This window comes from Alkalibacterium sp. 20 (assembly GCF_001885615.1).
In the GTDB taxonomy this organism is placed as follows: Bacteria; Bacillota; Bacilli; order Lactobacillales; family Carnobacteriaceae_A; genus Alkalibacterium.
On sequence record NZ_LSRN01000023.1, the window covers coordinates 69,008 to 95,976 of the forward strand.

Annotated in this window: 26 protein-coding genes, 1 pseudogene and 1 other annotated feature (1 of these 28 cut by a window edge); of the genes and pseudogenes, 4 read left to right on the forward strand and 23 right to left on the reverse strand. The window is 39.1% G+C overall.

From position 1 onward, the window contains the following. Positions 1-24 (reverse strand) — a binding site (T-box leader); it reaches 190 nt to the left of the window's first position. A 596-nt stretch (positions 25-620) separates the two neighbouring features. The 20 genes and pseudogenes from AX762_RS04285 to AX762_RS04380 all read right to left on the reverse strand — a co-directional run bounded on the left by AX762_RS04285 (position 621) and on the right by AX762_RS04380 (position 19,841). Further along, positions 621-1,985: a sodium:alanine symporter family protein gene (locus tag AX762_RS04285; RefSeq protein WP_071847922.1), complete on the reverse strand. Its 1,365-nt coding sequence runs from the start codon at positions 1,983-1,985 to the stop codon at positions 621-623. A 264-nt stretch (positions 1,986-2,249) separates the two neighbouring features. Next, entirely contained in the window at positions 2,250-4,298 is a 2,049-nt protein-coding gene (locus AX762_RS04290; protein ID WP_071847923.1) for a PTS sugar transporter subunit IIA, read from the reverse strand. Positions 4,299-4,471: 173 nt separating this feature from the next. After that, positions 4,472-5,728 (reverse strand): zinc-binding dehydrogenase, encoded by a 1,257-nt coding sequence (locus tag AX762_RS04295; RefSeq protein ID WP_071847924.1) that lies wholly within the window; start codon positions 5,726-5,728, stop codon positions 4,472-4,474. 4 nt (positions 5,729-5,732) lie between these two features. After that, complete coding sequence (locus AX762_RS04300; protein ID WP_071847985.1) at positions 5,733-7,148, reverse strand: PTS mannitol transporter subunit IICB; 1,416 nt, start codon at positions 7,146-7,148, stop codon at positions 5,733-5,735. Positions 7,149-7,156: 8 nt separating this feature from the next. Further along, the gene (locus tag AX762_RS04305) at positions 7,157-7,885 is read right to left on the reverse strand and encodes a nucleoside/nucleotide kinase family protein (protein WP_071847925.1); all 729 of its coding nucleotides are present in this window, start codon (positions 7,883-7,885) and stop codon (positions 7,157-7,159) included. After that, positions 7,882-8,322, reverse strand: a complete 441-nt coding sequence (locus AX762_RS04310) for a PTS sugar transporter subunit IIA (protein ID WP_071847926.1) — start codon at positions 8,320-8,322, stop codon at positions 7,882-7,884. The genes AX762_RS04305 and AX762_RS04310 overlap by 4 nt, the downstream gene beginning before the upstream one ends. A 214-nt stretch (positions 8,323-8,536) precedes the next feature. Further along, positions 8,537-8,785 (reverse strand): hypothetical protein, encoded by a 249-nt coding sequence (locus tag AX762_RS04315; protein ID WP_071847927.1) that lies wholly within the window; start codon positions 8,783-8,785, stop codon positions 8,537-8,539. A gap of 78 nt (positions 8,786-8,863) precedes the next feature. Further along, positions 8,864-9,172, reverse strand: coding sequence for a M28 family peptidase (locus AX762_RS04320; RefSeq protein WP_071847928.1), 309 nt, complete (start codon positions 9,170-9,172; stop codon positions 8,864-8,866). A gap of 38 nt (positions 9,173-9,210) precedes the next feature. Next, positions 9,211-9,411, reverse strand: coding sequence for a hypothetical protein (locus tag AX762_RS12555; protein ID WP_143139283.1), 201 nt, complete (start codon positions 9,409-9,411; stop codon positions 9,211-9,213). A gap of 372 nt (positions 9,412-9,783) precedes the next feature. Beyond that, the gene (locus tag AX762_RS04330) at positions 9,784-11,151 is read right to left on the reverse strand and encodes a sodium:alanine symporter family protein (RefSeq protein ID WP_071847930.1); all 1,368 of its coding nucleotides are present in this window, start codon (positions 11,149-11,151) and stop codon (positions 9,784-9,786) included. A 575-nt stretch (positions 11,152-11,726) separates the two neighbouring features. Continuing rightward, positions 11,727-11,924 (reverse strand): SDR family oxidoreductase, encoded by a 198-nt coding sequence (locus AX762_RS04335; protein WP_071847931.1) that lies wholly within the window; start codon positions 11,922-11,924, stop codon positions 11,727-11,729. A gap of 214 nt (positions 11,925-12,138) precedes the next feature. Further along, on the reverse strand, positions 12,139-12,780 hold the full coding sequence (locus AX762_RS04340; RefSeq protein ID WP_083432787.1) for a response regulator transcription factor: 642 nt from the start codon (positions 12,778-12,780) through the stop codon (positions 12,139-12,141). Next, entirely contained in the window at positions 12,770-14,173 is a 1,404-nt protein-coding gene (locus AX762_RS04345) for a sensor histidine kinase (RefSeq protein WP_071847932.1), read from the reverse strand. Before AX762_RS04345 ends, AX762_RS04340 begins: the two co-directional genes overlap by 11 nt. A gap of 345 nt (positions 14,174-14,518) precedes the next feature. After that, positions 14,519-15,233 (reverse strand): annotated as a pseudogene (locus tag AX762_RS04350) (B3/4 domain-containing protein). Between the two features lie 132 nt (positions 15,234-15,365). Then, positions 15,366-15,818, reverse strand: coding sequence for a MarR family winged helix-turn-helix transcriptional regulator (locus tag AX762_RS04355; protein WP_071847933.1), 453 nt, complete (start codon positions 15,816-15,818; stop codon positions 15,366-15,368). A 184-nt stretch (positions 15,819-16,002) separates the two neighbouring features. Beyond that, on the reverse strand, positions 16,003-16,563 hold the full coding sequence (locus AX762_RS04360; protein WP_218162462.1) for an NADPH-dependent FMN reductase: 561 nt from the start codon (positions 16,561-16,563) through the stop codon (positions 16,003-16,005). 74 nt (positions 16,564-16,637) lie between these two features. Then, on the reverse strand, positions 16,638-17,576 hold the full coding sequence (locus AX762_RS04365) for a ring-cleaving dioxygenase (protein ID WP_071847934.1): 939 nt from the start codon (positions 17,574-17,576) through the stop codon (positions 16,638-16,640). A 67-nt stretch (positions 17,577-17,643) separates the two neighbouring features. Next, positions 17,644-18,081 (reverse strand): MarR family winged helix-turn-helix transcriptional regulator, encoded by a 438-nt coding sequence (locus tag AX762_RS04370; RefSeq protein WP_071847935.1) that lies wholly within the window; start codon positions 18,079-18,081, stop codon positions 17,644-17,646. 121 nt (positions 18,082-18,202) lie between these two features. Continuing rightward, positions 18,203-19,384 carry a M28 family metallopeptidase gene (locus tag AX762_RS04375; protein WP_071847936.1) on the reverse strand — a complete coding sequence of 394 codons (1,182 nt, stop codon included), beginning with the start codon at positions 19,382-19,384 and terminating at the stop codon, positions 18,203-18,205. Between the two features lie 247 nt (positions 19,385-19,631). Continuing rightward, entirely contained in the window at positions 19,632-19,841 is a 210-nt protein-coding gene (locus AX762_RS04380; RefSeq protein ID WP_071847937.1) for a hypothetical protein, read from the reverse strand. Positions 19,842-20,385: 544 nt separating this feature from the next. On the opposite strand from AX762_RS04380, the gene AX762_RS04385 reads away from it, so the two are divergent. Then, complete coding sequence (locus AX762_RS04385; protein ID WP_071847938.1) at positions 20,386-20,766, forward strand: FMN-binding protein; 381 nt, start codon at positions 20,386-20,388, stop codon at positions 20,764-20,766. Between the two features lie 14 nt (positions 20,767-20,780). Continuing rightward, complete coding sequence (locus tag AX762_RS04390) at positions 20,781-21,263, forward strand: flavodoxin domain-containing protein (RefSeq protein ID WP_071847939.1); 483 nt, start codon at positions 20,781-20,783, stop codon at positions 21,261-21,263. Between the two features lie 126 nt (positions 21,264-21,389). Here the strand turns inward: AX762_RS04390 and AX762_RS04395 are convergent, their stop codons facing one another. Both AX762_RS04395 and AX762_RS04400 read right to left on the reverse strand, forming a co-directional pair. Further along, positions 21,390-21,815, reverse strand: a complete 426-nt coding sequence (locus AX762_RS04395; protein ID WP_071847940.1) for a hypothetical protein — start codon at positions 21,813-21,815, stop codon at positions 21,390-21,392. A gap of 242 nt (positions 21,816-22,057) precedes the next feature. Continuing rightward, positions 22,058-23,107 carry an HRDC domain-containing protein gene (locus tag AX762_RS04400; protein ID WP_071847941.1) on the reverse strand — a complete coding sequence of 350 codons (1,050 nt, stop codon included), beginning with the start codon at positions 23,105-23,107 and terminating at the stop codon, positions 22,058-22,060. A gap of 336 nt (positions 23,108-23,443) precedes the next feature. Here AX762_RS04400 and selD point away from each other — a divergent pair, with 336 nt between their 5' ends. Further along, on the forward strand, positions 23,444-24,484 hold the full coding sequence (gene selD / locus AX762_RS04405) for a selenide, water dikinase SelD (RefSeq protein ID WP_071847942.1): 1,041 nt from the start codon (positions 23,444-23,446) through the stop codon (positions 24,482-24,484). Between the two features lie 14 nt (positions 24,485-24,498). Further along, positions 24,499-25,524 carry a tRNA 2-selenouridine(34) synthase MnmH gene (gene mnmH, locus AX762_RS04410; RefSeq protein WP_071847943.1) on the forward strand — a complete coding sequence of 342 codons (1,026 nt, stop codon included), beginning with the start codon at positions 24,499-24,501 and terminating at the stop codon, positions 25,522-25,524. Between the two features lie 134 nt (positions 25,525-25,658). Here the strand turns inward: mnmH and AX762_RS04415 are convergent, their stop codons facing one another. Further along, entirely contained in the window at positions 25,659-26,930 is a 1,272-nt protein-coding gene (locus AX762_RS04415; protein ID WP_071847944.1) for a RidA family protein, read from the reverse strand. Positions 26,931-26,969: the final 39 nt, after the last annotated feature.

Here is a 26,969-nt window from a genome sequence, read left to right on the forward strand (position 1 = left end):
ACTACTCTTACTTGTTGATTGTTTATTAAAAAAAAAGACAGAAACCCATTTAAAATGAGTTTCTGCCTAAGCAGAATACAGCTATCCATAGATTCTAAATTGGTACACGCACCTTGTTCAAACAAAGCAGGCAACTTAGACTTAGCTACAGATATACACATGTATTTATCGAAGAATCACTCATTTACGATTCGCTCATTCAATTTTTGCGCAACGCCAATAACCAGCGCGTTTGTCGACGCCCCAGCTTTGCCAAGAATATTGCACAGTCAATTTGATGAATGAATCGTTAGTCATAATTGAGTGACCCTCCTTTCTTTTTAATAGTTTTATTAATTTTTTCTCATTATAGCGAGTCTATTTTTGAAAGTCAACCGAAAAATTTCAGAAACGATTTGCCTATGCTTTTTATGCCATAAAAAGACTCTCCTGATCTTATTCATTTTGCGCACTGGAGTAATGTTTACAGAAAACTCGCCACTTGTGCAATCGGGAGTCAGGAATATCATAATGACAGCCTTCAACTTTCTTATAATCTAGGCCAACCAAACCGCGATCCCTGTAACTAAAACAGGAGAACCTCTATTAAGAGATTCTCCTGCGATAGTTTTATTAAATTATCAGCTTTTTTCTTCCTGCTGATAGATTCCGTCTTTACCAAAATAATCTTTGGTCGATTTGATGATGACCGGGCTCAATATCAACAGGCCAATCAGGTTAGGTAGTGCCATCAGACCATTCAACGTGTCAGCCAAGGCCCAAATCGCACGGAGGCCACCAACTGCGCCTACAACGATCAATGGGATAAAGACCATGCGGTAAAAGATAATGGCTTTTGGTCCGAATAGAAATTCGATACAACGCTCGCCGTAGTAAGACCAGCCGATCAGTGTCGAAAAGGCAAAGAAGACCAGACCAAACGTCACGATGTAACCACCAAACATGATGCCTTCATCAAAAGCCGAGGTGGTCAAAGCGGCGCCATCCAGTCCTGTATCCACTGCCCCAGTCATGACGATGACTAACGCTGTGATCGTACAAATGACGAGAGTGTCCGCAAATACTTCAAAGATACCCCATAGGCCTTGACGGACAGGATGATCCGTCGTTGCCGCCGCGTGTGCGATCGGTGCGCTTCCCAGTCCCGCTTCATTGGTGAAGACGCCCCTGGCCACACCGTATCGGATCGACATGGCTAATGTCGATCCGACAAAACCGCCTGTTGCGGCAGTGCCTGTGAAGGCATCACTGAAAATGGTCCCTAATGCACTTGGTACGAGTTCAATATTTGCCACAATAATGATCAGGCCACCCAAGATATAGATAGCGGCCATAAACGGCACGATAACTTCGGTGACTTTACCGATTTTTTTGATGCCACCGACAGTCACTAATGCAACCAAAATAGCTAAGACGATTCCCGTCACCCAGGGATCGATATTAAACGTTGTATTTAAAGAAGCTGCCACAGAATTAGACTGTACCATGTTCCCGATGCCGAACGTCGCTGTTGCTCCAAAGACCGCAAACATTATACCCAGCCACTTCATGTTGGCGCCTTTTGAAAGGTAGTACATCGGACCGCCGATAAACCGGCCGTCTTCCGTCTTCTCTCTGTACTCGATAGCCAGAACGACTTCCCCGTATTTCGTCGCCATTCCAAACAAGGCAGCCACCCACATCCAAAAGACGGCACCTGGACCACCGATCGCAATGGCTGTCCCGACACCGGCAATGTTCCCGGTCCCGACCGTTGCTGCCAAAGCAGTAGACACAGCCTGGAAAGCAGTGATTTCACCTTCGCCAACTTGATCTTTCTTAAACATTTTAAAGAACGTCTGTTTCATAACATAACCGAATTTCGCAAACGATATAAATCGTGTATATATGGTCAGGAAGACCCCGGTCCCCACAATCAGTACCAAGAACGGCCATCCCCAAACCAAATCATTTACAAACTCATTTATCTCCATTAATCTATCCATATTTTTCTCCTTTTAATTAAACACTCATTATATTTTAATATTAATATACACAATTTTTTGGAGAATGTACATCATTTTTTTCATCTTTACAGCTTATATTCTAATTTCTATTACTGCCAGATTAATGTAAGTAGATTTTCAAATAATTACAAAAGCATAATAATGCAGTCTGATGATTTATCTAATCGAAAAGATCAAGCCGACAATACTTATGCGTCTATATAAAAATAAAGAAAAGACAGGCGGAAAATCGCTGTCTTTCCTTTAAATATTTGAAGAAATCAGCTGGAAAACTGCTTCCTCGGTTATGTTCTGATTCAATATTTGCTTAAATTCGTCTGATTTTACTACCTCTATCAAATTGACTAATGTATCTAGATGTTCCAGATTATCCATTGAGGCAAAACAAATCAATACTTTTATGGCACTGTCCTCAGAATACTGTACCTTATTCTTGAGGATCAAAATACTAAATCCCGTTTTAAATACATCTTTGTCGGAGCGCGCATGAGGAATAGCCACTTCATCTCCTATGAACATATAATAGCCGTACTTTTCGAAAGATTCAGTTACATTTTCAATATAACTCTCGGCTACGTATGAATTATCAACTAAAGGCCTGGTCGCTATAACGATGGCTTCTTTCCAGGAATCTACCGATTCCACTATTTGTATATGAGACTTAGGTACCTTTGCTTCTTTTTCGTTGTCAGCAGAAATCAAATCATCTAATATGAAACTGCCGAAATTATCTTTTAATGCCTTAACCAGTTCCTTATTATTTCCCACTTCAACATTTGAATAAATCGTATTCACCAGTTGAGAAAGTTCAATTTTCTTGGTTGTTTTCATTATACCTACTTTTTCCAAATTTAATAAATCCTCTTCTGTAAGTATTGTATTAACTTTTATAAAAGAAAGATTCGTCATAACCTCTTCAAGATCCACCGCGGTAATGATCATATCCACTAAATGCTTTTGGGGATAATCTGATAAATAATGCAATGGAATGGTATCGACAACTTTGACATTAAACTCCCTTTCCAAACGTTGCTCTAAAAATTTGGATACACCAATACCTTGACTGCAAACGAGTAAAATGTTTTTCGGTTTCTTTTCAAGCAAAACTCCTCTATGAAGCGCGGCTGCAAAGTGAATCGTTATCAGAGAAACTTCTTCATCAATCTTTCTTTTGGTAGGAAGCAAGCCGGATTCCTTTAAAGAATTCAGTGTACACTCATATACATCTGGATACTCCGACTTTACATCATAAGAGATAGGCTGATTGGATTCTATATTATTTTTAATATTGAACAGGATCGGTTTCAGATGATTGGACAGTCCTTCAAACAGTTCTTTATCTTTAGTCAAATCAACACCATGGTATTCACTGAAAATACGAATCAGCTTAAACACTAGACTGTCCATTTCAATCCAGTAATTATAAGAAATGTCTGTTAATTTGATGTACTTACCATTGATCAACATTTTAGATATTTCTATTAAATCTATTTCTTTTACTCTTACTCCATAAAATTCTTCCAATATCCCTTTCTCTGATTTCAACACTTCCAGTTCATAAGTACGAAGATGTGTATCCGATTTGTAAAAAAAATTATTCACCTCACCCTTTTTATTTCTCTGTAAGACAACTATCAAGTAATTACGAATATCTTTATAGGTTTTATCAGAAAAAACACAACTAAGTTTTTTCTGCATTGCAGACAAGAACTGATTGATCCCCTTTAAATTCAAATCCCCCATATATTGATCTAGAAGTTTGGAGAATAGAAGTTTATTATGCATCGTCTCTTTAGAAATACTATTCAATACTTTCCACTGGGCATCACGAATGTCTTTCTCCTTACCAATCAGAATGAATCCATCTTTATGCTTTAATTTCGACTCTAACTTTAACTGTTTTAATTCCTTTAAGAACTGATTGTAATCGTTCTTTATCGTAACTCTGCTGACCAGCAGTTCTCTGCTTAGGTGTGTTAAATTAAGCTTGCCCAAAAGTATATAAGAATACTTTAAAATCAAATACCGCTCATTCTGTTGTAAAATAAGTTCATTGATTTTCAGATTTTCTATAAATTCTTTGATTTTTTCTTTATTTGATTTATCTACCTGATCAAAGAGATCAAAGGTAGATGACAGTAGGCCGTTCTCATACAGAACATCTCCAATATTATCCATATCATATCTTACCGTTCGTTTGCTGATATTAAATTGTTTAGACAAAGAATCAATTGTCCTGACCGGGTTTTTCAGTAACTCCCTAATGATGTTGATTTCTCTGAAAGTAAGCATATCTTCCTCCTTTCCCGATAGATCAATAATACTGGCTGTTATCGATTGATAAACTGGTCGCTGCAGTATCCGGGATGATCATCTCGGATACTGCAGCGACATCAGTTTGTTGTTTATACTATTTTAACAGTTTTGGTACAAAAATAGTACTAAACATTAAATCATCATTATCATTAATTACTGAGATTTTCCAGCAAGTATTTTTCTGCTTCTTCATTCCATATCCCGTCGTGTTTTTCTATTAATTTGTGAACTTCCATGAAGACAGGGTCAGTCTTTCCTTTTTCTTCGAACTCTTCCAGACCGGTCAACTCCAATGAGATATGTGGATAGATGGCATTTTTCCCGGCACTGGCATTTTTCATTCCTAATATCATTTCCGGCGTCGCTTCTATGCCTCCTATGTGTGTGATCATCATGGAAGGATTGATTTTTCCTTCTTCAGTCAGTTTCAAAGAGTGTTTCATATCATCCGTGGATCCTCCGGAAGTTCCCACAATATGAGTAGAGGCATAATGAACATTGTATAAATTAATTGGCACAGTGAAATTTTTATCCGTCGGACCTGCAAAGAAATTCAAGCAACCATCGTTCCCCAAAATACCATCAGCTAAAATCAGCAGAGGCTCCACCGCGGCAAATACAAATACATCATCAAACCCTTGATTATCCGACAATTCCATTAAATAATCCTTCTGATTTTCAACTTCTCCTACATTCACGTATACTAGCTCAATTCCTTTTTCTTTCGCAGCGCTTGGCGGTATAAGTTTCTTCAGACGATTGATTCTCTTTTCATCTATTTCTGTAGCCACAATTTTCTTTATACCCAAGTCGCCATTTACTGCATAATCGAGAGCACCTATCCCCATCGGACCGCCACAACCAAGTAAAGCAAGTTGTCCTCCCTTTTTGACTCCCATCTCATGTTTATACACATAAGGTGTTGTGTGGTAATTCGCGTTGAATGCACCAATGATACAGGACATCGGTTCTGCAAGTGAGCCATTAGCAAAATAGGTCCCGTTATAAGGAAGAACACTGCCTAAGTCGATAGCAACTTTTGGAATAATACAATATGTTGCATCGCCTCCAAAAAACTCATAGCTGTAGCCGGCAGAATAGCCGCTATCTAACCCCATGGCCGGTTGAAGAACAAATTTGTCTCCTTCGTTAAATTGTTCTCTTATTTTATCTCCGACTTCTACAATAAACCCTCCAAATTCATGGCCTACGATGATTGGATGTTCCTCCAAATTTTCCGGAACCCGTTTATGATCCTCGCCAAGAATGGTTGCTTTATAAGTTGATAAACAAGCCGTATCACTAATAACCTTTACCAGCAATTCTTCTTCTCCGATTTCAGGAAGGTCAAACTCTCTCACTCTTAAATCTTTTTTTCCGTATAACGCAACAGCTTTGGTTCTCATCTAATCATCTCTCTTTCAATTCGTTTAATAAGTCCTGTAGATTCGAATCCTCAATATAGTTTTCTATAGTGACAATTCTTGTATCCGGGTGTTTCATGCGTGTTCTTTCAAGTAAGTTTTTGTGTACGACGATGATATCCGACTCTTCAGGAACATCCTCAATGCGATAATTTTTAACATCGATTTCATCTAAATCCACTTTTTTCAGTCTCTTCTTGAAGGTCGTAGCGCCTAGTGCACTGCTTCCTAATCCAGCATCACAGGCAAACGCAATTTTATTAACCGGTTGAGCAACTGTTGCAGTTCCTGAAGTATATAATTTTTTCCCTTCAGACTTCATTCTTTTTGATTTTTCTAGAGATTCTTCAAATTCATCTTCCGTACTTTTATCCGCTTTTAGAATGGCTGAAGTAACTAAAAATGAAACAATTGTCCCAACTAGTACCCCAGCTATGACTCCTATAAAGTTACCTCGTGGTGTCAGCGCTAGATACGCAAAGATGGAACCAGGACTTGGACCAGCAACTAAACCTGCACCAAAGACTTGGAAGGTTAATATACCTGACATCCCACCAGCAATCATACCCAATATTGTTATCGGTTTCATTAAAACATAAGGGAAATACAATTCATGAATTCCACCGAAGAAGTGAATAATAATTGCTCCCGGAGCAGTTCTTCTTGCCACTTTTTTACCAAAGAAAGTAAAAGCTAATAGCAAGCCTAGTCCAGGTCCCGGATTGGATGCAACTGTAAAGTAAATGGATTTTCCTACTTCCAGTGTTTCTTGCATACCTAACGGATAATAGATTCCCTGGTCAATAACGTTATTCAAAAATAGAACTTTAGCCGGTTCATTTATAATTGAAAGAAGAGGTAAAAATCCAGTAGAAACCAATGCTTCAATCGCTGCGGTTACAAAGTTATTGGCTACTACAATGATAGGGCCAATAACAAAGAATGAGAAAAGCATTAATAAAAATCCTAATATCCCGATAGAGAAATTATTAACTACCATCTCGAAGCCAGCAGGTATTTTATCTTCAATTACTTTATCAACTTTCTTAATTAGCCAGCCACCTAAAGGACCGATAGCCATTGCTCCCAAGAACATTGGAATGTCAGATCCTACAATTAATCCAATTGCACCGATAGTTCCCATGACTGCTCCACGCTGTCCACCGACCATTCTACCTCCAGTATGGGCCAAAAGTAATGGTAATAAATAGGTTATAGCCGGACCAACTATAGCTGCGAGGTCTTCATTAGGAAACCAACCAGTGGGAATAAATAAGGCCGTTAAAATCCCCCAAGCGATAAATGCACCAATGTTAGGAAGAACCATGTTGGTTAGAAAACCACCGAAAGCTTGAACTCTGGCCCGATTACTTGTCTTTGGGTTTTCAGTTCCTGTATCCATCATTTTTATCATCCTTTCACAATTTCTTTTTTATTATTTAATGTTAATGTAATATCCGGAGTGTGATGCCGCTCAAGCACTCTTTTTATGTTTTTATTATCACTCTGTTCATAAAAAGTTCTAGCATCTTTTAAACTGATCCCCCCTCTCATTTTCCTTTCAATTAATCTCGTTCTTAGTATCGTTTCTTCTGCCTGGATAAATATGCTGAGATCACAAAAATTTACCAGCTCTTTCCATTTTTCTTCATTCAGAAGCAGCCAATTTCCTTCGATCAAAATGATATCTGAGTCAATCTTGATTTTGTCTTCACTGATATCGTGTGTATTACGATCATATACTGGCCATAATACTGTTTCATCTTCCAGTTGACTTAAAGCGGTTTTCAGGGATTCAATATCAAACGTCTCTGGACTACCTTTTATATCATTCAATAGAACCTTGTGATTATCAGCTACAATGTAATTTGATAATAAATATTTTCTTTTATGATGAAAGCCGTCTATGGAAATAGACTGAAAAGTAAAAGCAGAAAAATGGTCGTCATAGAATTTGTTTAAAAAGAGACTCAGTGTAGTTTTTCCAGTTCCCGGCGGTGCCGCGAGAAAAACGATCAACCTTTTTCCTTTCTTTTCCCGTTTTTCATTAATTTCTTTTAAAAGGGGTAAAAAAACTGATTCTATTTCCTGCTCAGTATAATTTGCTTCTATATCGAAACCATTCACATTTAATTTCATTCTTCCACCCTCTTAATTAACTCAATAACTTCTTCTTCATTTTTAGCAGATTTCAGCATCTCCTTGATTTCTTCCTCAATCAGAATCGATGAGAGGTCCGAAAGAAGTTCCAAGTGGGTCGTAGTATCTTCAGTAGCTAATACAAAAAGAAGTTTCACTTCGTGATTCCCAGGGAAAATAACCGGTTCGTTCAACTTTAAAAACGACATACTTGTTTTATTAACACCTTTATCCGTCGTTGCATGAGGCATAGCAATTTCAGGTACAATCACAATATATGATCCATTTACTCTTACATTTTCTATCATAGCCTGTATATACTTCGATTCGATGTAAGCCTTTTCAATTAATGGTTGAGAAGCAATTTCTATAGATTCTTCCCAGGATGATACTTTATCTATAAAGTTTGTATTCCCTCTCAAAAATTCACTTAACATATTTTCACTCCTTATGTTGTGACGTTAATCTTTTCCTACACCTACTATATAAGATAATGAGAAAGTAATAAACTTACAAATTCATTCAATTATTTGTGCAACTTATTTTAAGGCACAAAAAAACTTCTTCGATCACTCGGACCACACTAACAACTTTCTCATCATCAACTATGTCTAATGTATTCTTTTCTGTGTGGATAATAGTATCCAAGATCTAAAAGACACCACTAGAGGTAAAGATGACGGTCGGTATATGTTTCAAGACAAACAACATCTGGTCGCCTTGAGCCCAGGGATCTATAAATTCTATCCCCGTTCTTTTAAGCATTATTTTGTTTAACCGATTTTCTGTTTCGCTGTCACATTCAATTAGCGAGACAGCCATTAGACTATTTTTCAGCCCCACCCCATCGCAGTTGATCGCTAATAGGATGTACTTTGTATTCTGAAGGTACGTCTCCACATATGCCAAATGTCCCGGGATCGAATAGTAGTCTTCCTCGTTCAGTAATAACAGTTCGAGACAGAAATCAATATCCTCTTACTTGATCGAATGACTCAACAATAATAGAATGGTGATACCAGTTGCCTTATCCAAAGCTCCCGGAGCACCTGTTTTAGTATCCCTATGAGCCGTAACGACCAGTTTCTGACTCATCTCCGGGTTCAGTCTGGCCATAACGTTATCCAGATAAGATTCTTCTCTCACAGCATTGATCACTGCTTTTATTTCCCCGTCATTTTCAAGTAAGGTCTCTCCTTCATTCTTTGTCATATACACGCTAGGTATCACGAAGTCGCCATCTTCAAAAACTGATTCATCCTTTTCAACGACTGTGACGATGGCCACCGACTTTTTTCTTCAAGTAACTGAATGATTTTCTGATGTCATTCAGGATTATAAAAAAAGAAACTGTTCGGCATGATCTCTTCTTTTGTCAACACACCATGTAAAACTGATCTCTCGTCCGTTAAATCGCTTCTTTTCAGTTCATCCACCGTTCTGATTTTTACATATTCATCGCTGACGTTACACCCGTTCGTATAGTAGGAGGGCCTAACCGGAATGTTTTTATCTTTAAAAGCCAACTAGGCTCTTTCCGTATTGAAATGATTTCCTGCATACGCTTCGACTTTTTTTCTAAACGCTTTAAACGTTCACCCGTCTCTATACTAATATAGTTTAAGATGTCATCCAGTTTCTTAAATAGCTCTTCATTCTGCATTATGCTTCCACCTTTTTTGACGTGTTAGCTAATCAGCAGATTGCTCGAAGTTCTCCTTCGTTTTTAGTCGTCCATTATACCATTTAATCTGTTTTTCACAAAAAGACAGTCTATTGATGTAGTATAGTTTTGAACCAGTGACAAATAATATGGTATAAAAAAGAACCTCTTCGAAAAGAGGTTCTTTTTTATACCATATTATTAATTTTCATTTCACTACACTGATCATACTTATTTAACTTTCTGTTTGTTCACTTTCATAAATACCGTCTTTACCGAAGTATTCCTTGGTCAAGCGTGCGATCACCGGACTCAGCAGTAACAAACCGATCAAGTTCGGTAATGCCATCAGGCCGTTCAGTGTATCCGCGATAGCCCAGATGACACGCAGTCCACCAACTGATCCAACCACGATCAGTGGAAGAAAAATAAGTCGGTAGATGATAATCGATTTGGGTCCAAATAAATACTCCATACAACGTTCGCCGTAGTAAGACCAGCCCAACAATGTTGAAAATGCAAAGAAGACTAAACCGAATGTCACGATGTGTCCGCCAAACGGCATCCCTTCATCAAACGCCACCGTTGTTAAAGCGGCGCCGTCCAGACCAGTTTCCCATACGCCCGTCATGACAATGACAAGAGCAGTAATGGTACACAGAACGAGTGTGTCGACGAAGACTTCAAAAATGCCCCAAAGTCCCTGTCTGACAGGATGATCTGTTGTCGCTGCCGCATGGGCAATAGGTGCACTTCCCAGTCCGGCTTCATTTGTAAAGACTCCTCTGGCAATACCGAATCGGATCGTCATTGCCATTGTGGAACCGACAAAACCACCAGTGGCTGCCGTTCCGGTGAAGGCATCCCGGAATATAATTCCAAATGCCCCTGGGACAAGTTCGATATTAAGGATAATAATGATCATGCCACCAACAATATAAACGGCTGCCATTAATGGAACCAATACCGATGTGACTTTTCCGATTTTTTTAATGCCGCCTAATGTGACTAGGCCAACACCGATCATTAACACAATCCCGGTTACTATAGGATCGATATCAAACGTGCTTTTAAGTGAAGCCGCAACAGAATTGGACTGCACCATGTTACCAATCCCAAAGGTGGCTACTGTACCAAAAATGGCAAACAGTACGCCGAGCCACTTCTTGTTTGCTCCTTTATCAAGGTAGTACATCGGTCCACCGACAAAGTGACCCTTATCAGTCTTTTCTCTGTATTCGATAGACAGGACGACCTCGCCGAATTTCGTCGCCATTCCAAATACGGCAGCGAGCCACATCCAGAAAATTGCACCTGGTCCGCCTATCGCTATAGCCGTACCGACGCCGGCAATATTCCCCGTACCGACTGCGGCTGCTAAAGCAGTCGACACAGCTTGAAAGGCCGTGACTTCCCCTTCACCCACTTGATCTTTCTTAAACATTTTGAAAAGTGTCTGCTTCATAGCGTAGCCAAATTTAGTGAAGGATATGAAATCCGTCCGTATCGTCAAGTAAATACCTGACCCTAAAATAAGAACCAGAAGCGGCCATCCCCATACTAACTCATTGATCGTCGTATTAATTGCTGTAAAATTCTCCATTTTTTCCCCTTAATATATCTCTCATTTATTTCTAATTAATACTATACCCTATTTATTGTTAGAATTACAAATGTTTTTCACAATTTTTATGCTCATATTCAGGTCAAAAATTTAATGTACGGGTTTTTTGTTCTCATTTTTTCCTTTAAATTCATTGAATATAATGTGAAGAAATTAAGTTTTTTCACCTCTGATTTTTTGGCGAAAATACGCACCGATTCGATCTGTTTTATAGGATGAACGCAACTCCTGTGGTCATCTTTTATCACAAATAAAGATCATGATTTCTACGGTCGCCAGCGCTCTCTTCGCAGGCTCTTTCCTTACGTTACGTTGTACCTACAGTTATATCGAATCATCCCAATTCAATGAGCGCATTCTTGTGGACAAAAAAAGAACCACAAAATAAGAGGTCCTCATTTATTTGTAATCATTATTCAATAATAATCGATCGAAATTTTTACAGTGCTTCTTGTATTCACAAAATGCTTATTCCAACATTATTTTGACAACTTCAGATCTATATTTCTTCAATCTTTGAATTATTTGACTGCCATCCCGCCGTCGATTCGGTACTAACTTCCGGATATAAGTTCGCTCTCATCAGGAGTGAGGAATAGCACTAACTTAGCAATTTCAACTGCTCCTCCAAAACGACCAATCGAAATTTGTTCAGTGATGGCTGTCTTGGCATCTTCTGACTTGCCCGGGTTCAGTCCTTCTTCAACGGAACGCATCATTCCCGTATTCACTGGAGATGGATGTACTGACATGAGCAACTAATTCATTTTCAAAACTCATACGATACCATTTCTGGTACAACAATCAGAATTTCAAGAGAAGCAAGTTCAAATCAGAACACTTAAACATACAGGTAATTCAGATGAAGGCAATACCTTTACAAAGTGAGATTACAATCAAGCGAAAACTAAAAAGCAGTCTTTAGAAAGATCTCTTCTAAGCCCTACTTTTTTTGGGTTATTAACTTTAATTAATATAACGTTTCCAAACTAACGCAGCTTCAGTCCGATTAGTCACATTTAGCTTTTCCATTATTCTAGTCAAATTATTTCTAACAGTCTTTTCTGCTATTTCTAAATCATACGCAATTTCTTTGTTGGAATTCCCATTGACTAACAAATCTAATATATTTTTTTCTCTCAAGGTAAGTGAAAAGGGATTGAGTGAAGTTTTTTTGTAAGTAGATTTCAATTTGTCGAAAATCAATCCGGATATACTCTCATCAAGATAACCTTCTCCTTTGTAAACTTTATACAATGCCTCAGTTATTTTGACACTCTCAATGGTTTTCAATAAAAAACCATCCGCACCTACCCGAAGGACTTCAGATAAAACTTCTTCACTTTGATAAGCCGTCAATATCAGTACCTTAACATCTGGACAAGCCGTTTTAATTCTTTTAGTTCCTATTACTGCATCGCCGTCAGGGAGGCGAAAATCAAGTAAGACGACATCTGGTTTTTGACTGAGTATAATTGATAAGCCTTCAGTTAATGTATCGCTCTCACCACTCACATAAAAACGATCATCCTTCTCTATCAATGATTTAATTCCCATTCTTACAATGTTGTGATCATCAATAATTACTACTTTGATTTTATTCATCATTTTCAGACCTCCAAGGTACTTTGATGATTATTGTTGTTCCCTTTAGGGTGCTGTTTATCGTCAATTGTGCATCAATAATCTGCGCACGCTCTTTTATAATAGCTAATCCAAGATGTTCAGTCTCTCTTGATTGGTCTAGATTAGCCTTATCAATGCCTCTCCCATTGTCTGTTATCCTTACTTCAAAACATTCATGTGTTCCCTCTGTGATGATCGATGCTTCCGTTGCTTCAGCGTGCTTAATTATATTAATGAGTGCTTCCTGGATAATATAGTATAGATTAGTTAAGCTCTTCTCAGATGAATCCCTGAGATGATTTTGAGAGTCTTCAAAATTTGTGACAAAGGAAATATTAGAATACATTGAATGCTTATAAATCAACTGGTCTATTTCCTCTTGGAACTGCTCTATATTGAATTTTTTAGAAAGGATATCCCCCATTAATGACCGAATATTATCAATAGATTTATTTAAATTACTTTTGACGATAGTTAAATCATTCCTAATGGTCTGCTCTTTTTCTGAATCTAAAATATTTTCTATTAGCATTCCACTCGCAAATAACTCTTGAATAATATTATCGTGCAACTCTCTTGCTATTTTTTTTCTTTCCTTATACTGCATTTTAGTTTCAATTAAGTGGTACAGTTTCCTTTCTTCCTCAGCCCTATATTCTTTTATACTTCTTAAATAATACACCGTAATTATAATAGCCATTATCATCCTTAAAAATTCAGATGAGACACCAATAGTTTCTTGAAGTAACGAGCTATTTATTATGGTATTAGGAAAAAAGCCTTTATCTGTGATCAATATCCCTGAAAATATTCCATAAAATAAAAAACAGAGGCTGATTATGATTAAATGATTAGACAAAGTAAGCAAATGCTTTCTCTTCGATTGTCTGGAAAGTTTGAAAAACCTGTAGCTCGTATATATAGTTGCCGGGAGTCCAATAAAATACCTGCTCAATGCACTAAAAAGAGGAAACGTCTGCGCATAACCGCTTACATTAAAGGATATATATAAACCTGTGATCCAAACCGAAAACAGAGCTAAGGGTATAATTTTTTTTATCCTTGTTTTTGAACTAGAAGAATGAAAGTTTAAGCCGTAGTAAAGTAAGAAACTAAACGATGCCGCGTTGGCTACTATTTGAAAAGTATAAAGATAAAAAGAATAATTGCTAAAAATATCAAGCGAGCGTATCATGATAAACCATTCCGTTGTTCCATGAAATAAACCAAAGTAACCTAAGTAAATATTTTTTGAAAAAACATCAATTGAGTCGACAGAAGTTTGGTTATTCTGAAGTATAGCACTCAAACCAAATGTATAGAAAGTCAATCCGTAAAAAAAATAGAGTGTGTAAAAACTTATTGTATTATCCATCATACTCATCCTATCACTAGTATTTGTTAACTATACCATTCACAAGTGAATTATTACACAATATAATAATAATTGTAATACTATTGTCACAGACATATGTCTACGTAGAACCTTTCTCATATTAGCAAATTCAAAAAAAGAACCCCTTAAGAAGATGTCATAGTATTCACTATTCAATCAAAAATCAAGCAAACTTTTAGAGTGCTTCTTATATTTGCAAGATACTTATTTCACAATTTTTCAGATAGCGTCAAATCTAACCTGCTTTAACTTTTGAATTATCTTGCCGCCATAACGACCACTTACGTAAACAGTCACAACTTTTTTCTGTCAGCTTCTTCGCATTCACACAACATTCAACGAAGGATCGTCTTTTGTTAATATGGTTGCTGTACTATCCATTTTGAAATATGCATCCACGAGAATTTTCAGTTCTTCCGCCGCTTCATTTACCCGTTTCGCTTGTTCAGCGTTAACTGACTCAATCACCAATACTGCATTCTTGGTTTTCTCCTGCAGCATGGTCCGCTTTGCTTCCCACCAGTTAAGACACCGACAAACAGCTCCTTCATCATCATAATAAATGATCTCACTGGGTAATGCAGGTGAATCACTATTTGCTCCCAATGGAAAAAAGTGTTCGCCTCCTTTAGCTTTGCCAAGACGTAAATCACCCGCAATCACATCCATATCTTCTCCACCACAAGGAACGGCATACTTCAGGGGAAACACTGTTATAGATATCGACTAAAGGATTGATGGGAGAGAAATCCCGTTCCTGACTCACTCGTTTTAGCAGCGCCTCTATTGAGGAACGCGCTCCCTTTTTAGTTTTAAAGTGTTGGAAAGCACTCCGCCATTCATCAACAACTGGATTTTGACTGAAGACTTCTCCTGTCAAAAATGTCTCTGCTTCTTGTTTTCCTTTTTCCAGCAACTCGACAAAATAGTTCCTGTTCGACTCATCCACATGGTTATCGATTCCCTTGATAATCAGGACATTCACCTGGGTATCAGGGAACAGATCCCAAAATTCTTCCTCAACAATAAATTTATTCATAAAAATATCCTCCACTCTCATTTTATTAATTGTTTGGTCATGATCAATTCGCTCTGTTCGTCATCTCCAATAAAGATAGTGTGCGCACTGCGTAGACGATTAAACGCTATGGCAAACATGGTTGTTCGCTATTCAATACGCTCGTTTCTTTCCTTTTTTTACAGTATTCCAATCCGACTCAACATTTCTTTTTACTTTTTTCAATAGCACGGAAAGGTTTCTCGCTTCTTCCTGTGTCAAACCATCCAGAGCCACTTCACTAGAAAGGGTATTTTCTCGGCGGATGTATTCTGCGGCCTCAGCCCCTTTTTCTGTAGCAAACAATCTCTTGATCTTCTTGTTTTCAGGATCTTCCCGCTTTTCAATGAATCTCTGTTTTTCTAGCTTGTTGATTGCCCGCGATGCGGTCGTCCTATCCACTTTTATCATATCAGCCAGTCGATCAGGTATGATCCCCGGATTTTCATCTATCCGGACTACGTACAAATACTGTCCCCTTGTAAGATCTAGATCCTTGAACTCGATATTGGCGATTGAATCAAGTGATCGGGCTATCACGCCAATATCTCTCAGAATGTCTACCATGATTCACCTCTCTATTTTAAATAAGTACTAAACTTTTACTCTGTCTTGCTAATAATTATCTATTGTATATAAACAGGTTACATCGCTATTGTTGTAATTGCAACAATAACGATGTAAAAAAAGTCCAATAAATCAGCGTAAAGATTACTGGCCGATTTATTGAACTTTTATTATCTTATTTAGATTATAATTCCACTACTGTTTCTTCTTTAATTCGTAATGGTTTCAACGCATTACTCCAGGCATTCACTTGGTCCAGCATTTCATTCACATTGGTTAAATGCAGTTCGGCCGGTTTGAATGTCGTGAAGTTTTCAAAGTCGGTAAACAATGACAGTGTCGGATGGACACGGACGTCTGCAATTTTCAGTTCGCCTAGAACACCGCGAAGATGTTCAGCTGCGCGTGCGCCGCCTGTAGAGCCATAACTCACTATGCCAGCTGCTTTGTCGTGCCATGCATCTCTCAAGTGGTCGATCGCATTCTTCAAAACACCTGTGTAACTGTGGTTGTATTCCTGAACAATAAAGACAAAGCCATCTAAGCTGTCTATTTTTTCGTTCCAGGCAGCTATTCCCGGCTCCGTACCATCTGTTGTTCCCAAGAACGGCAACTGATACTCAAGGAGATCTACGACTTCGTAATTTGCATCGCCACGTTCGTCTGCGACTTCCTTGACCCATTCGCCTACTTGAGGACTGACACGTCCATCTCTTGTACTTCCTAAAATAATACCTATATTCATTTTGTTAGTCATTATAAAATTCTCCTTTTCTCTTCTGTTATTTAGTATGTTGTTCATTTTTTTATCTATCAAACTTAATCGATAGGTTCCAATCTGCTTTCGATTTCTTCTCGTCTATCTTCCAAAAAAGTCGGCAAGACGAGCTTTTCACCTAGATGATCACTCGTTTGATCGACGGTGAATCCGGGTCCGTCTGTCGCAACTTCGAACAGGATACCACTGGGTTCGCGGAAGTATAAACTCTTGAAGTAATAGCGGTCAACCAAAACGGAAGAACTGAACCTGTTCTGACGAGCCGTTTCGTCCCAGTGTGCCAGTTCTGACTCCTCACTTACTCGGATGGCTAAGTGATGGATACTGCCTCGTCCGGGTTTTTCATCTGGTCCATCCAAGTGTTTCACCAGGATTTCTCCGTAACTGTCTTCCTTCGCCGTTTGAAAAAGCACTTCAGTCGTGTCTCGGTAAACCTCTTTGTACTTCAAGACGTCAGTCAATGTCTTGGTGAAGCGGTCACTGTCCCGCACCGAAATCTCGATTGTGCCCATCCCGCGTATCTGATGCTCCACAGGCACTTCCGATTGCTCGTAACTTTCCCAAGTATCCATCTCTTCTCCGTCAGCCACCAGCAAAACCAACTGGAGTCCATCCGGATCTTCAAAATTCAATGCTTTTCGTTTGGCATACGTCGTTATACTGCCGTGGTATACGTCCAGCTGTTCGAACCGTACTTTCCAGTAGTTGAGACTCTCGTCAGACGGGACCATCAGACCGATCCGGGTGATGGCATTGGTCCCACGATGGGTCCTGCCGATACTGGGCATCTCGAAGAAGGTCAAACCCGTTCCGGGGCTGCCCGTCTTGTCTCCATAAAACAAATGGTACATCGACGGGTCATCTTGGTTGACGGTTACTTTCACACGACGTAATCCCAAAACATCTTTGTAAAACCGATTCGTTCCTTTGGCATTCTTCACCAACATCGATATGTGATGGTGACCTAAAATAGTCGACATTGAGATTCCTCCTTGTTTATTGATTGATTAGTCAAGTGATGATATAAAAAAAATTGAATGTACTTTTTTATTTATTTAATTCTTTTTCCGTGTGTCTTTGAACTTTAGTCATCAAGGTGTACAGCGTTTTTTGTTCAGATATGGTCAAACAGTCTTCTATGAGAGATGTTTGAAACGCTAACTGATGCTCAAACACTTCATCCAATTTCGCTTCGCCTTTTTCAGTCAGGCTGATCCATTTTGTTTTCCATTCGATAGTACGTTTGATATGGCCTTCGCGTTCAAGCCTGCTCAACATCCGAGAAATGCCACCGGCCGAAACAGTGATTTTATCAGCTAATTCACTTTGCGAAAGGGGCTGGTACGTGCCGATCTGATTAAGTACATCAAATTGGGCAACAGTTATATCGTACTGCTTTAAAAAATCATTAGACAGTAACGCACTCTGGTGAGTGAACCGTGTGATACGGACCCAGATCAGTGACGCTAATGTATTCTTTTTCACCGGTATCATTCCTCTCTGCATTATCAGTTTACACGTTAACTGATAATGATGCAAGCTTTTCTTTCACTTCATTCCTAATTTTTTCCTTTTTTATCAATTAATTTAAACTAGACAAGCTCCCCTAAGTTAATTTTTTTACAGTTTCTTCGAGTATTCGAACAACTTTTATTATTTTTTCATGATCGATCAGTTCTATCGTATCTTTTTCGGTGTGAATAACTGTCTCCAGCAGCTGAAAGATACCTTTCGAGGTAAAGGCAATGACAGGGATGTTTTCCATGGCGAATATCATGTGATCGCCTTGAACCCAGGGATCTATGAACTCTAGATCGCGATTATCAAGTAATCTGTCTTTCAGCTGATTTTTCAGTTCCCTTTCACCCTCGATAAACGTGACTGTCGTCGGACTGTTTTTAAGGCCGACACCATCGCAGTTGATGGCTAATAAAATGTCTCGGGGTGCTTTAAGGTAGGTGTCCATATACTTTCGTTGTCCAGGGATAGAATAATAGTCTTCCCCGTTCAGTAATAACAGTTCCAGACAGAAATCGATGTCCTCTGATTTGATCAACTGACTCAGCAGCAATAGGATGGCGATGCCGGTGGCGTTATCCAAAGCTCCCGGAGTCCCTGATTTCGTATCCATATGAGCCGTTAAGACCACTTTATGTCTCTTTTCAGGATTGAGTCTAGCGATAACGTTAGCTCCATGAGAGTCTTCTCTCGCTGCGTTGACCACCAGTTTTATTTCTCCGTTATTTTCAAGTAATTTCTCACCTTCATTCTTAGTCACATACACACTGGGGATGGTGAAGTCGCCGTCCTCGAAAATGGATTCATCCTTCTCAACGACAGTAACGATGGCTACCGGATTTTTTTCTTCCAGTAATCGAACGATTTCCTGATGTCCTTTTGGATTGTAAAAAGGAAAACTCTTTGGCATGATCTGTTCTTCTGTCAACTCACTGTGTAAGACCGCGATTTTGTCCGTCAAACTGCTTCCTTTCAGTTCAGCCACTGTTTCGATTTTTACATATTCGCCGGTGACGCTGCACCCGGTCGTGTAATAGGAAGGCTTCACTGGAATGGTTTCACCTTTAAAAGTCAACTCGGCATCCGCCGTTTTGAAATCCAGGCAGGAGAATCGCTGTAATTCTACTTCGAAACCTTGATCCTTGAAGTAATTCTCTGCATACGCTTCGACTTTTTTATTGTTTTCTGATCCCGTTAACCGTTCGCCGATCTCCACACTGATATAATTTAAGATCTCGTCCAGTTCTTTTAAAAGCTCTTTATTCTGCATGAAAATCCCTCCTCTTTAATATATCAGTTGATGCTCACATCGCTTGATGTTCTTCTTCGTATGTAGTCTTTAATTATATCACTTTATGATTTTTTACTTAAAGAAAGACTATCGATATTGATATTTTCCAACTAGTAATCATTAGATGGAACAACGCGACACCTTGTTCGGCGAGTGATTCATAGTGAATAAAAAAATGCCGATTTCTCTTAAAGAGAAATCGGCACATTATTTATAAGCTATTTCTTCAGCGTGCCTCTTTCGGCGGCTGACAAACGTCACACTTGCGTTGTTTCTTATCTTTAAATTTCGTAAATGTTTTTTCAAAAGTATTTCCACACGCACATTCAAATTGTAGCTTCTGAGAAAAACCGAGGTATTCAGTCGACAGCAACTTGCTTTCCGAATTGTTCTCAACATATTCTTTTATCTTACCAATGGTCCATCGTTTATTCATTTTCTTACACCTCCATATTTTTTCGATAGGCGGAGGCTTTTTTAGCATCCGTTCAAAGTTAAAGCGTAGATATCCTAAGCTCCTTATTATAACATGACCAGCCACCCCATCAAACAGCTGATTTGAATATCGTTCTCTACGTTTACTTATGCGTCATACGTATGTCACTTTGTTCTTGAAAGGTGTATTTAAGCATGCTCCTAAGTCCAAATATGACTATACACATAAATCGTGTTCCCTTAGCTCTTATCGTTCTTCCTCTTTTTCTAAATCGCAAAGGATTCACAAAGCAGATAACAGTTAGCTAGCTTTGAAAAACTGATCAAGTGTCATTTTCAGTACGTAACACCTCTTTATGAATCAACTAAAGTGGAATAGAATATGTTGAATTGACAGGCTTTTATTTGCCTGATCAACTCTCAAAGAGTTATAATTAGACTGAATTAACTCCTGTAAATCCTCTACTGTTAATCTTCCCATTATTCCCATTATCTGTTGTGATCGTCTCCGATTTTCGTCGTACCGTTAAAAGGAGTTGGCTGGCATGAAAAAGTTTTTGAAAGGTTTTGCGGTGCTGATTGGCATACTGCCGATCGTTGCTGCTGGGTTTTTTATCTATGCGGCACGTGGTCTTGATAGAGATATCCCACTGGAAGGTGGAAGTGCTGCTGAGCTGGAAGACGGTCGTTACCAAGGTGAGTATGAAGGAGGTAGATGGTCCAACAAAGTGGAAGTGGTTGTTGAAAATGGAGAAATTACCGATATCATTATAATCGAGGATATGCTATTTAGAACGGCTGCATTCAGTCAGGAAATCATTGAAAATGTTCTGGAAAATCAACAGACTGATACGGATGTGGTCACCGGTTCGACGGTCACCTCCCGCGCCTATTTAAAAGCTATTGAAAATGCTTTGGATCCCTAAAAGGAGGAAACGAGATGAAGACCTTGATAGCCTATGCGAGCAAACATGGCTGTACTGAAAAATGTGCGAAATTGCTGGAAGAACACCTGGACGGAGAAACAGAGAGAGTCAACTTGAGAGACCAGACTGAAGTTGATTTTTCAAAATACGATACGGTTGTCCTTGGCAGTCCAGTATACGTCGGGAAGATATTAAAAGAAGTGGATACATTCGCAAAAACAAATTTAAATGAACTGGAACAAAAAACAATCGGTCTGTTTATTTGTGGCATGCAGGAAGAACATACACTGAGAAACGAACTGGAAGTCAATTACACAACCGAATTACAGGACAAAGCGGTAATAAGAGAGTGTTTTGGAGGAGCCTTTGACTTCAGTGACATGAATTTTGTGGAAAAAATGATCACAAAAAAGGTGGCGAAAATCGACAAGGATGTATCGGCTATTCGAGAAGATGTGATCCACAGTTTTGCAAAGACACTAAATCAGCAGCACTGAGAAATTATGAAATAACCCCTTCCGAGAAAAGTTTTCGGTATACCATTCCATGTCAAAAAGCACTTCAAACATACAAATGCCCCATGACATCGACTATGAAATCATGGGGTACTTGTATCGGTATAGTTAAACGGTATATCGCTCATTCCAGCTCTTGGGAAAGTGAAGTTTGTTTCCGTAAATATATCGAATCAGCTGTCCGTGATGCTGGATTTCATGCTCCAGAAGTGTAAAAAGATAGTCGATCTGTGTGTCATTCAAATCTGTAGAATCAATTTGATCTATGCAGGCTTTGGAACTACTTTTGAGACTGTCCATTACACTCGAATGTGAAGTTAAATCCTTAAGTGAACATGAAAAACCGATCCATTCATTATGAATAACAGCTTGAAGGTAGCTTTCTCTTGCACCGACGATGCACCAGATTTGTTCGCCTATCGTATTCGACGGCAAGTCACCTAGCGTTAATTCTAATTCTTGAACACTTAAGCCATTGACAAGGTCTTCCGTTAAATTAAAAGCAGCGTTGAGTCGTTCAACCAGTTTTTTCATCTCATATAACACCTCTTTTATAAAGTAAGTTAAGCTCAAAAATTCATTTCTATTTGTACTGTATAATATAATTATGATTATATAATGAAATATTGGTATATCTACACTTAATCAGTTACTTCGCTTGAGAAACTGATCAAGTGTTATTTTTAGTCTGTAACGCTACTTAATTTAATCCAGCTGAAATTTTTTACAGCAAAACAAAAAGGGTAATCCATTTAGCTATCACGGCTATGACCAAACTAGTATTTCTGTATGATACTCAAAATGTCATCGCCGTATTTTTCTACCTTGGCCTTACCAAATCCATCGACTAACTGAAGGTCTTCTTTACTCTTAGGCATCTCTTCAATCAAGGCTGTTAACTGCTTGTCGCTGAAGATGTAATAAGCTCTGATTTCTTCTTCCCGACTCTTAGTTAATCGGAAATCCTTCAATTCTTTAAATATGTCTGATATCTTTTCTGGTAATGCTTTATGTACTGCTGGTTTTTCTTCTGAAGTCAGACTGACCAGTTCATCCATACCCTGTTTATCAGTTTTCAATTTATAAGGTTCATACTTTTGGGTATAATCTTTCAAACTATCTATGTGTACATCCAAATAAGATTTTGCCCAAGCCAACATATCTTTGTCAGAAAGAGCTTCTCTATTTGACTGTTGATATGCTACTTTTATGTATTTCACCAATTGATCTGCCCTTATTACTTTTTCTTTCACTTCTTTTTTTGCATACCTTGCATTAAGTACCGTCTTTGGATTAGCCAGCACAACGACCGGCTTGTTTAACTCATCAAAATATCTTTTAGAAATAGACTTAGTCAAAATATTACTTCTACTCTCAACCCTTATCTTTTTCATTAAGTCCATATGACGTTGATTCTGAGTGATCGGAGAATAGATTCCTTCCTTCTTCTTACGCCCTTTAAATTCTGTCGTGCGTATAAAATCGCCCGCATTATTGATGTCGATATTTCCATAAAGATTTTTGCATTCAATAATAAAACATAATTTCTTTGTAAAAACCAAGTAGTCTATTTGTGCACTTAAGTCCCCATCTTCCAGATAAATATCATGCAGGACATACATAGGTATATGACTGTTTTTTAGTTCGAATTTTATATTCTTCTCACCAGCTATGCCATACTCCAGGAATTTTATATCTCGCTTCAAGATATTTAACCCTTCCGCATTCAGGGTCGGTTCCAAGTCTTTCAGCATTTCCAACTGTTCTTCAGCATTCCCATTCTCTTTAAGAAAGATCGGTTCTGTCATTTTATTAAAAAAGCCCATTTGGTAGTCACCCCTTTATAATGATAAAAACGTTTAATTTCAGCCTGTTTCATACTAAATCACATCATATTACACGAACATCAAAAACAGCATATAGTTGTTCGCATAATTCGTTCCGCTACTGTTTGAGTGGATTAACGAAAGTTACCGTATTTTGATTGAACTTCAATAAATTGCCTCTTTAGTATTATATTAACATACTGCGAAGTTTATCAATATAAGATATCATATAATTCTTGATAATCTTAAAAAAAAACCATTCATTTATAACAGAACGGTGAAATGAATGTTAAACTGTAAGTATCGATATCCACCAAATGAAAGAAGGCAGAAAGAATGACTCAAGTTAAATTAACCACACTTACAAAAAAAGGCGGCTGCGGCTGTAAGATCGGTCCTACCGAATTACGCGAAGTACTTCTTAATCTTCCAGCACAAAAGAACGACCCAAATCTGCTTGTCGGCTTAGATACCGGAGACGACGCGGGTGTCTATAAATTAACGGATGACCTGGCCATCGTCCAGACACTTGATTTCTTCACTCCCATCGTTGATGATCCGTATGATTTCGGTCAGATTGCAGCGGCTAATGCCCTGAGTGATGTGTATGCGATGGGCGGAACGCCGATCACTGCACTGAACATCGTGGCTTTTCCCATATTCGACCTAGATAAAGCGATCCTCACTGACATCTTACGCGGGGCAAGTGATAAATTAAAAGAAGCAGACTGTAACCTTGTCGGGGGACACTCAATCGATGATCAGGAACCCAAGTTTGGCCTTTCAGTCACCGGTACGATTCATCCGGATCACATTCATACAAATGCCGGAGCGAAAATAGGCGACAAACTTATTCTCACAAAACCGATCGGCGTGGGGATCTCGACCACAGCCATTAAAAACAACTTATTGACAGAAGAAGAAACTAGAAACGTTACGCGCGTGATGGCAACACTAAATAAATCGGCGGCAGCAGTCATGAATCAGCACGACGTCCATGCCTGTACCGACGTCACTGGTTTTGGACTGTTAGGCCACCTCACTGAAATGGCCACAGAAAGTCATCAAGCGTTGACCATCCGAAAAGATGACGTCCCTGTTCTCCCTCGCGTGCGTCACCTTGCAGAACAAGGTGCCATTCCTGGTGGATCACGAAATAATTTGAAACATGTAAAAGCTGTTGTCCATTTCGAAGACCATCACGATGAGATCGATCAGCTGATTTTAGCAGATGCAGTCACCTCCGGCGGCTTACTGATGGCCGTAAGCGAAGAAGACGTTTCAGCATTGCTTGAATCTCTTAAACTTAAAGGCATCGATGCAAAACTGATTGGGGAAGTAACAGACGGCGATGCCGGTCATATCTACGTCAAATAAGAAAGGATACGATTATGTTTAAAGATGTCACACCACTTGAGCTCTATCGATTAAAAGAACAGCGAAGTACCATTGTCGATGTGCGTTCACCAAAAGAATATGCGGAAGCAACGATTCCAGGCGCGATCAACATACCACTTTTTTCGAACGACGAGAGGGCAGAGGTCGGAACAACCTATAAACAAAAAGGACAGGACGCTGCAAAAGACCTCGGTTTGGAAATTTTCTCAAAGAAATTACCTGTCTTTATCCAGCAATTCAAGGAACTGAAGACACCAGTAACCGTATTCTGCTGGCGCGGGGGCATGCGCAGTGAAACTGCCGCGACGGTCGTGGGTTTAATGAATATCCCAATAAATCGGTTAACTGGAGGGATCAGAGCTTATCACAGCTGGAATAAAGAACAGCTCGGCACAGTACGCATCCCACCACTATATGTCTTGAACGGGCATACCGGAAACGGAAAAACGCACATTCTTCTTCAACTGAAGAAAGAGGGTTATCCCGTTATTGATTTGGAAGGTATGGCCAGTCATCGCGGTTCGATCTTCGGTCATATCGGACTGGAACCGAGTAATCAAAGAACGTTCAATCTGTTGTTAGGTGAAGCTTTATTACGCTATCAAGACGAAGCCTTCATACTCATTGAGGGGGAAAGCTCACGGGTCGGCAAGATAACGATACCTGAGCGCTTCTACCAACATAAAGAAACGAGTCCTCAATTGTTTATCGAGCTTCCCTTAAACGAGCGCGTAAAAAATATTTTAGCAGACTATTCACCTGATGACTATCACGATCAATTTATCGAAGCCTTTCAAGTGATCAAAAATCGCATTCACACACCTGTGGCGAATGCGATAGCACAGGCACTTGCAGAAAAAGATTATCCAGTCGTAGTAGAGAACCTTTTGACGCATTATTATGACCCGAGGTACAATCATTCGACCGCTTGTGCGGAAAACTTGGTCACATCGATCGAAGAATCGTCAGTGGAAGCTGCGAAAGAACAAGTAAAACAGTACCTTTCAGTAAAACGATAATAGTAAACTAAAAAAAGCATCAAGATTTCGGCCATAATCGGCAGAAATCTTGATGCTTTTTCAGCTGTGCTTTTAAGAATCGGCATTAAAAAGTAACGTTGACCGTTCCTGCCTTCAAAAAAAAATACTTATTACTAAGCTATTGGAGGTGTTCCCTCGGCGTTTGATACAACGGCATCGATTTGGATCATAGCACCTTCAGGTAAAGCTGATACGCCAACTATGCTTCGAGCAGGAACACCGTCTGGGAAGAAGGTTTTATAAACTTCGTCGACAGCATCGATATCCGCAATGTTTTTAAGGAATATATTCACTTTAACCACATCCTCCATAACGTGGTCGACACTTTCTATAATTGCCTTGATGTTTTCCAAGCACTGTCCAGCCTGTTCTTTTACACCACCCGCTACCATTTCACCCGTTTTTGGATCTAGAGGTAATTGAGCAGAAAGATGATTGTAATGAGAAAAAGCGACAGTTTGTGTAGCTAGAGCATTTTTCGGTGCATTTTCCGTATTGTTTGCTTCCAGGATAAGTCCGTGCCTGTCTTCAACAGCTTGTGGCGGTGTACCGTCTCCGTGTGACACCACTGCTTCAACTTGTACCAAAGCATCCATCGGTAAAGCCGAAACTGCAACTGTTGTCCGTGCTGGGAAATAGGCTACGGCTCTGGCGATAGCTGAGTCTGGGAAGAAGGTCGTGTACACTTCATTTACGGCTTCAACATCCGAGAAGTTTTTAAGGTAGACATTGATTTTAACAATATCGTCAAAAGGAACGTCGACGCTTTCTAAAATCGCCTTGATGTTCTTCAAGCATTGTCCCGTCTGCTCTTTTACACCACCGACTACCAGTCTGCCCGATTTTGGATCGATAGGTAATTGAGCTGAAAGATTGTTGTAATGAGAAAAAGCGACAGCTTGCGTAGATAGAGCACTCATGGGTGCGTTAGTCGTATTATTTGTAAGTTTTATGAGGTCGCCTGATTGTGGTGCATTTGGAATCGTCCCTTCACCGTGTGAAACCAGTGCATCGATCTGCACCAAAGCATCCATAGGCAAAGCTGAAACTGCGACTACCGTCCGTGTAGGAACATAGGTTGAAAAGAATGTTTTATAAACTTCGTCAATAGCGTCAACATCTTTGATATTCTTAACGAATACAGTGATCTTAACAACGTCGCTCATGACATGGTCGATGCTGTCTACGATCGCCTTGATGTTTCTAAAGCACTGTTCAGCCTGCTCTTTAACCCCGCCCGCTACCAATTCGCCAGATTTTGGATCGATAGGTAATTGAGCTGAAAGATTATTGTAATGAGAGTAAGCTACTGTCTGTGAATAAGGACCGATATTTTTTGGCGCATTTTCCGTATTTCTTGCTGATACTACATTATAGTCGCTCATGTTTGCATTCCCCTTTTAGATAATTTTTTTAACAGCTCT

Coding starts and splice junctions, on each gene's coding strand:
- AX762_RS04390 (WP_071847939.1), top strand. CDS start 20,781: ATGAAGACCTTGATAGCCTATGCGAGCAAACATGGCTGTACTGAAAAA.
- AX762_RS04365 (WP_071847934.1), bottom strand. CDS start 17,576: ATGTCGACTATTTTAGGTCACCATCACATATCGATGTTGGTGAAGAAT.
- AX762_RS04330 (WP_071847930.1), bottom strand. CDS start 11,151: ATGGAGAATTTTACAGCAATTAATACGACGATCAATGAGTTAGTATGG.
- AX762_RS04400 (WP_071847941.1), bottom strand. CDS start 23,107: ATGGGCTTTTTTAATAAAATGACAGAACCGATCTTTCTTAAAGAGAAT.
- AX762_RS04395 (WP_071847940.1), bottom strand. CDS start 21,815: ATGAAAAAACTGGTTGAACGACTCAACGCTGCTTTTAATTTAACGGAA.
- AX762_RS04335 (WP_071847931.1), bottom strand. CDS start 11,924: ATGTCAGTACATCCATCTCCAGTGAATACGGGAATGATGCGTTCCGTT.
- AX762_RS04355 (WP_071847933.1), bottom strand. CDS start 15,818: ATGGTAGACATTCTGAGAGATATTGGCGTGATAGCCCGATCACTTGAT.
- AX762_RS04345 (WP_071847932.1), bottom strand. CDS start 14,173: ATGGATAATACAATAAGTTTTTACACACTCTATTTTTTTTACGGATTG.
- mnmH (WP_071847943.1), top strand. CDS start 24,499: ATGTTTAAAGATGTCACACCACTTGAGCTCTATCGATTAAAAGAACAG.
- AX762_RS04360 (WP_218162462.1), bottom strand. CDS start 16,563: ATGAATATAGGTATTATTTTAGGAAGTACAAGAGATGGACGTGTCAGT.
- AX762_RS04380 (WP_071847937.1), bottom strand. CDS start 19,841: ATGAATAAACGATGGACCATTGGTAAGATAAAAGAATATGTTGAGAAC.
- AX762_RS04340 (WP_083432787.1), bottom strand. CDS start 12,780: ATGATGAATAAAATCAAAGTAGTAATTATTGATGATCACAACATTGTA.
- AX762_RS04305 (WP_071847925.1), bottom strand. CDS start 7,885: ATGAAATTAAATGTGAATGGTTTCGATATAGAAGCAAATTATACTGAG.
- AX762_RS04300 (WP_071847985.1), bottom strand. CDS start 7,148: ATGGATACAGGAACTGAAAACCCAAAGACAAGTAATCGGGCCAGAGTT.
- AX762_RS04375 (WP_071847936.1), bottom strand. CDS start 19,384: ATGCAGAATAAAGAGCTTTTAAAAGAACTGGACGAGATCTTAAATTAT.
- AX762_RS04290 (WP_071847923.1), bottom strand. CDS start 4,298: ATGCTTACTTTCAGAGAAATCAACATCATTAGGGAGTTACTGAAAAAC.
- AX762_RS04285 (WP_071847922.1), bottom strand. CDS start 1,985: ATGGATAGATTAATGGAGATAAATGAGTTTGTAAATGATTTGGTTTGG.
- selD (WP_071847942.1), top strand. CDS start 23,444: ATGACTCAAGTTAAATTAACCACACTTACAAAAAAAGGCGGCTGCGGC.
- AX762_RS04385 (WP_071847938.1), top strand. CDS start 20,386: ATGAAAAAGTTTTTGAAAGGTTTTGCGGTGCTGATTGGCATACTGCCG.
- AX762_RS04415 (WP_071847944.1), bottom strand. CDS start 26,930: ATGAGCGACTATAATGTAGTATCAGCAAGAAATACGGAAAATGCGCCA.
- AX762_RS04295 (WP_071847924.1), bottom strand. CDS start 5,728: ATGAGAACCAAAGCTGTTGCGTTATACGGAAAAAAAGATTTAAGAGTG.
- AX762_RS04310 (WP_071847926.1), bottom strand. CDS start 8,322: ATGTTAAGTGAATTTTTGAGAGGGAATACAAACTTTATAGATAAAGTA.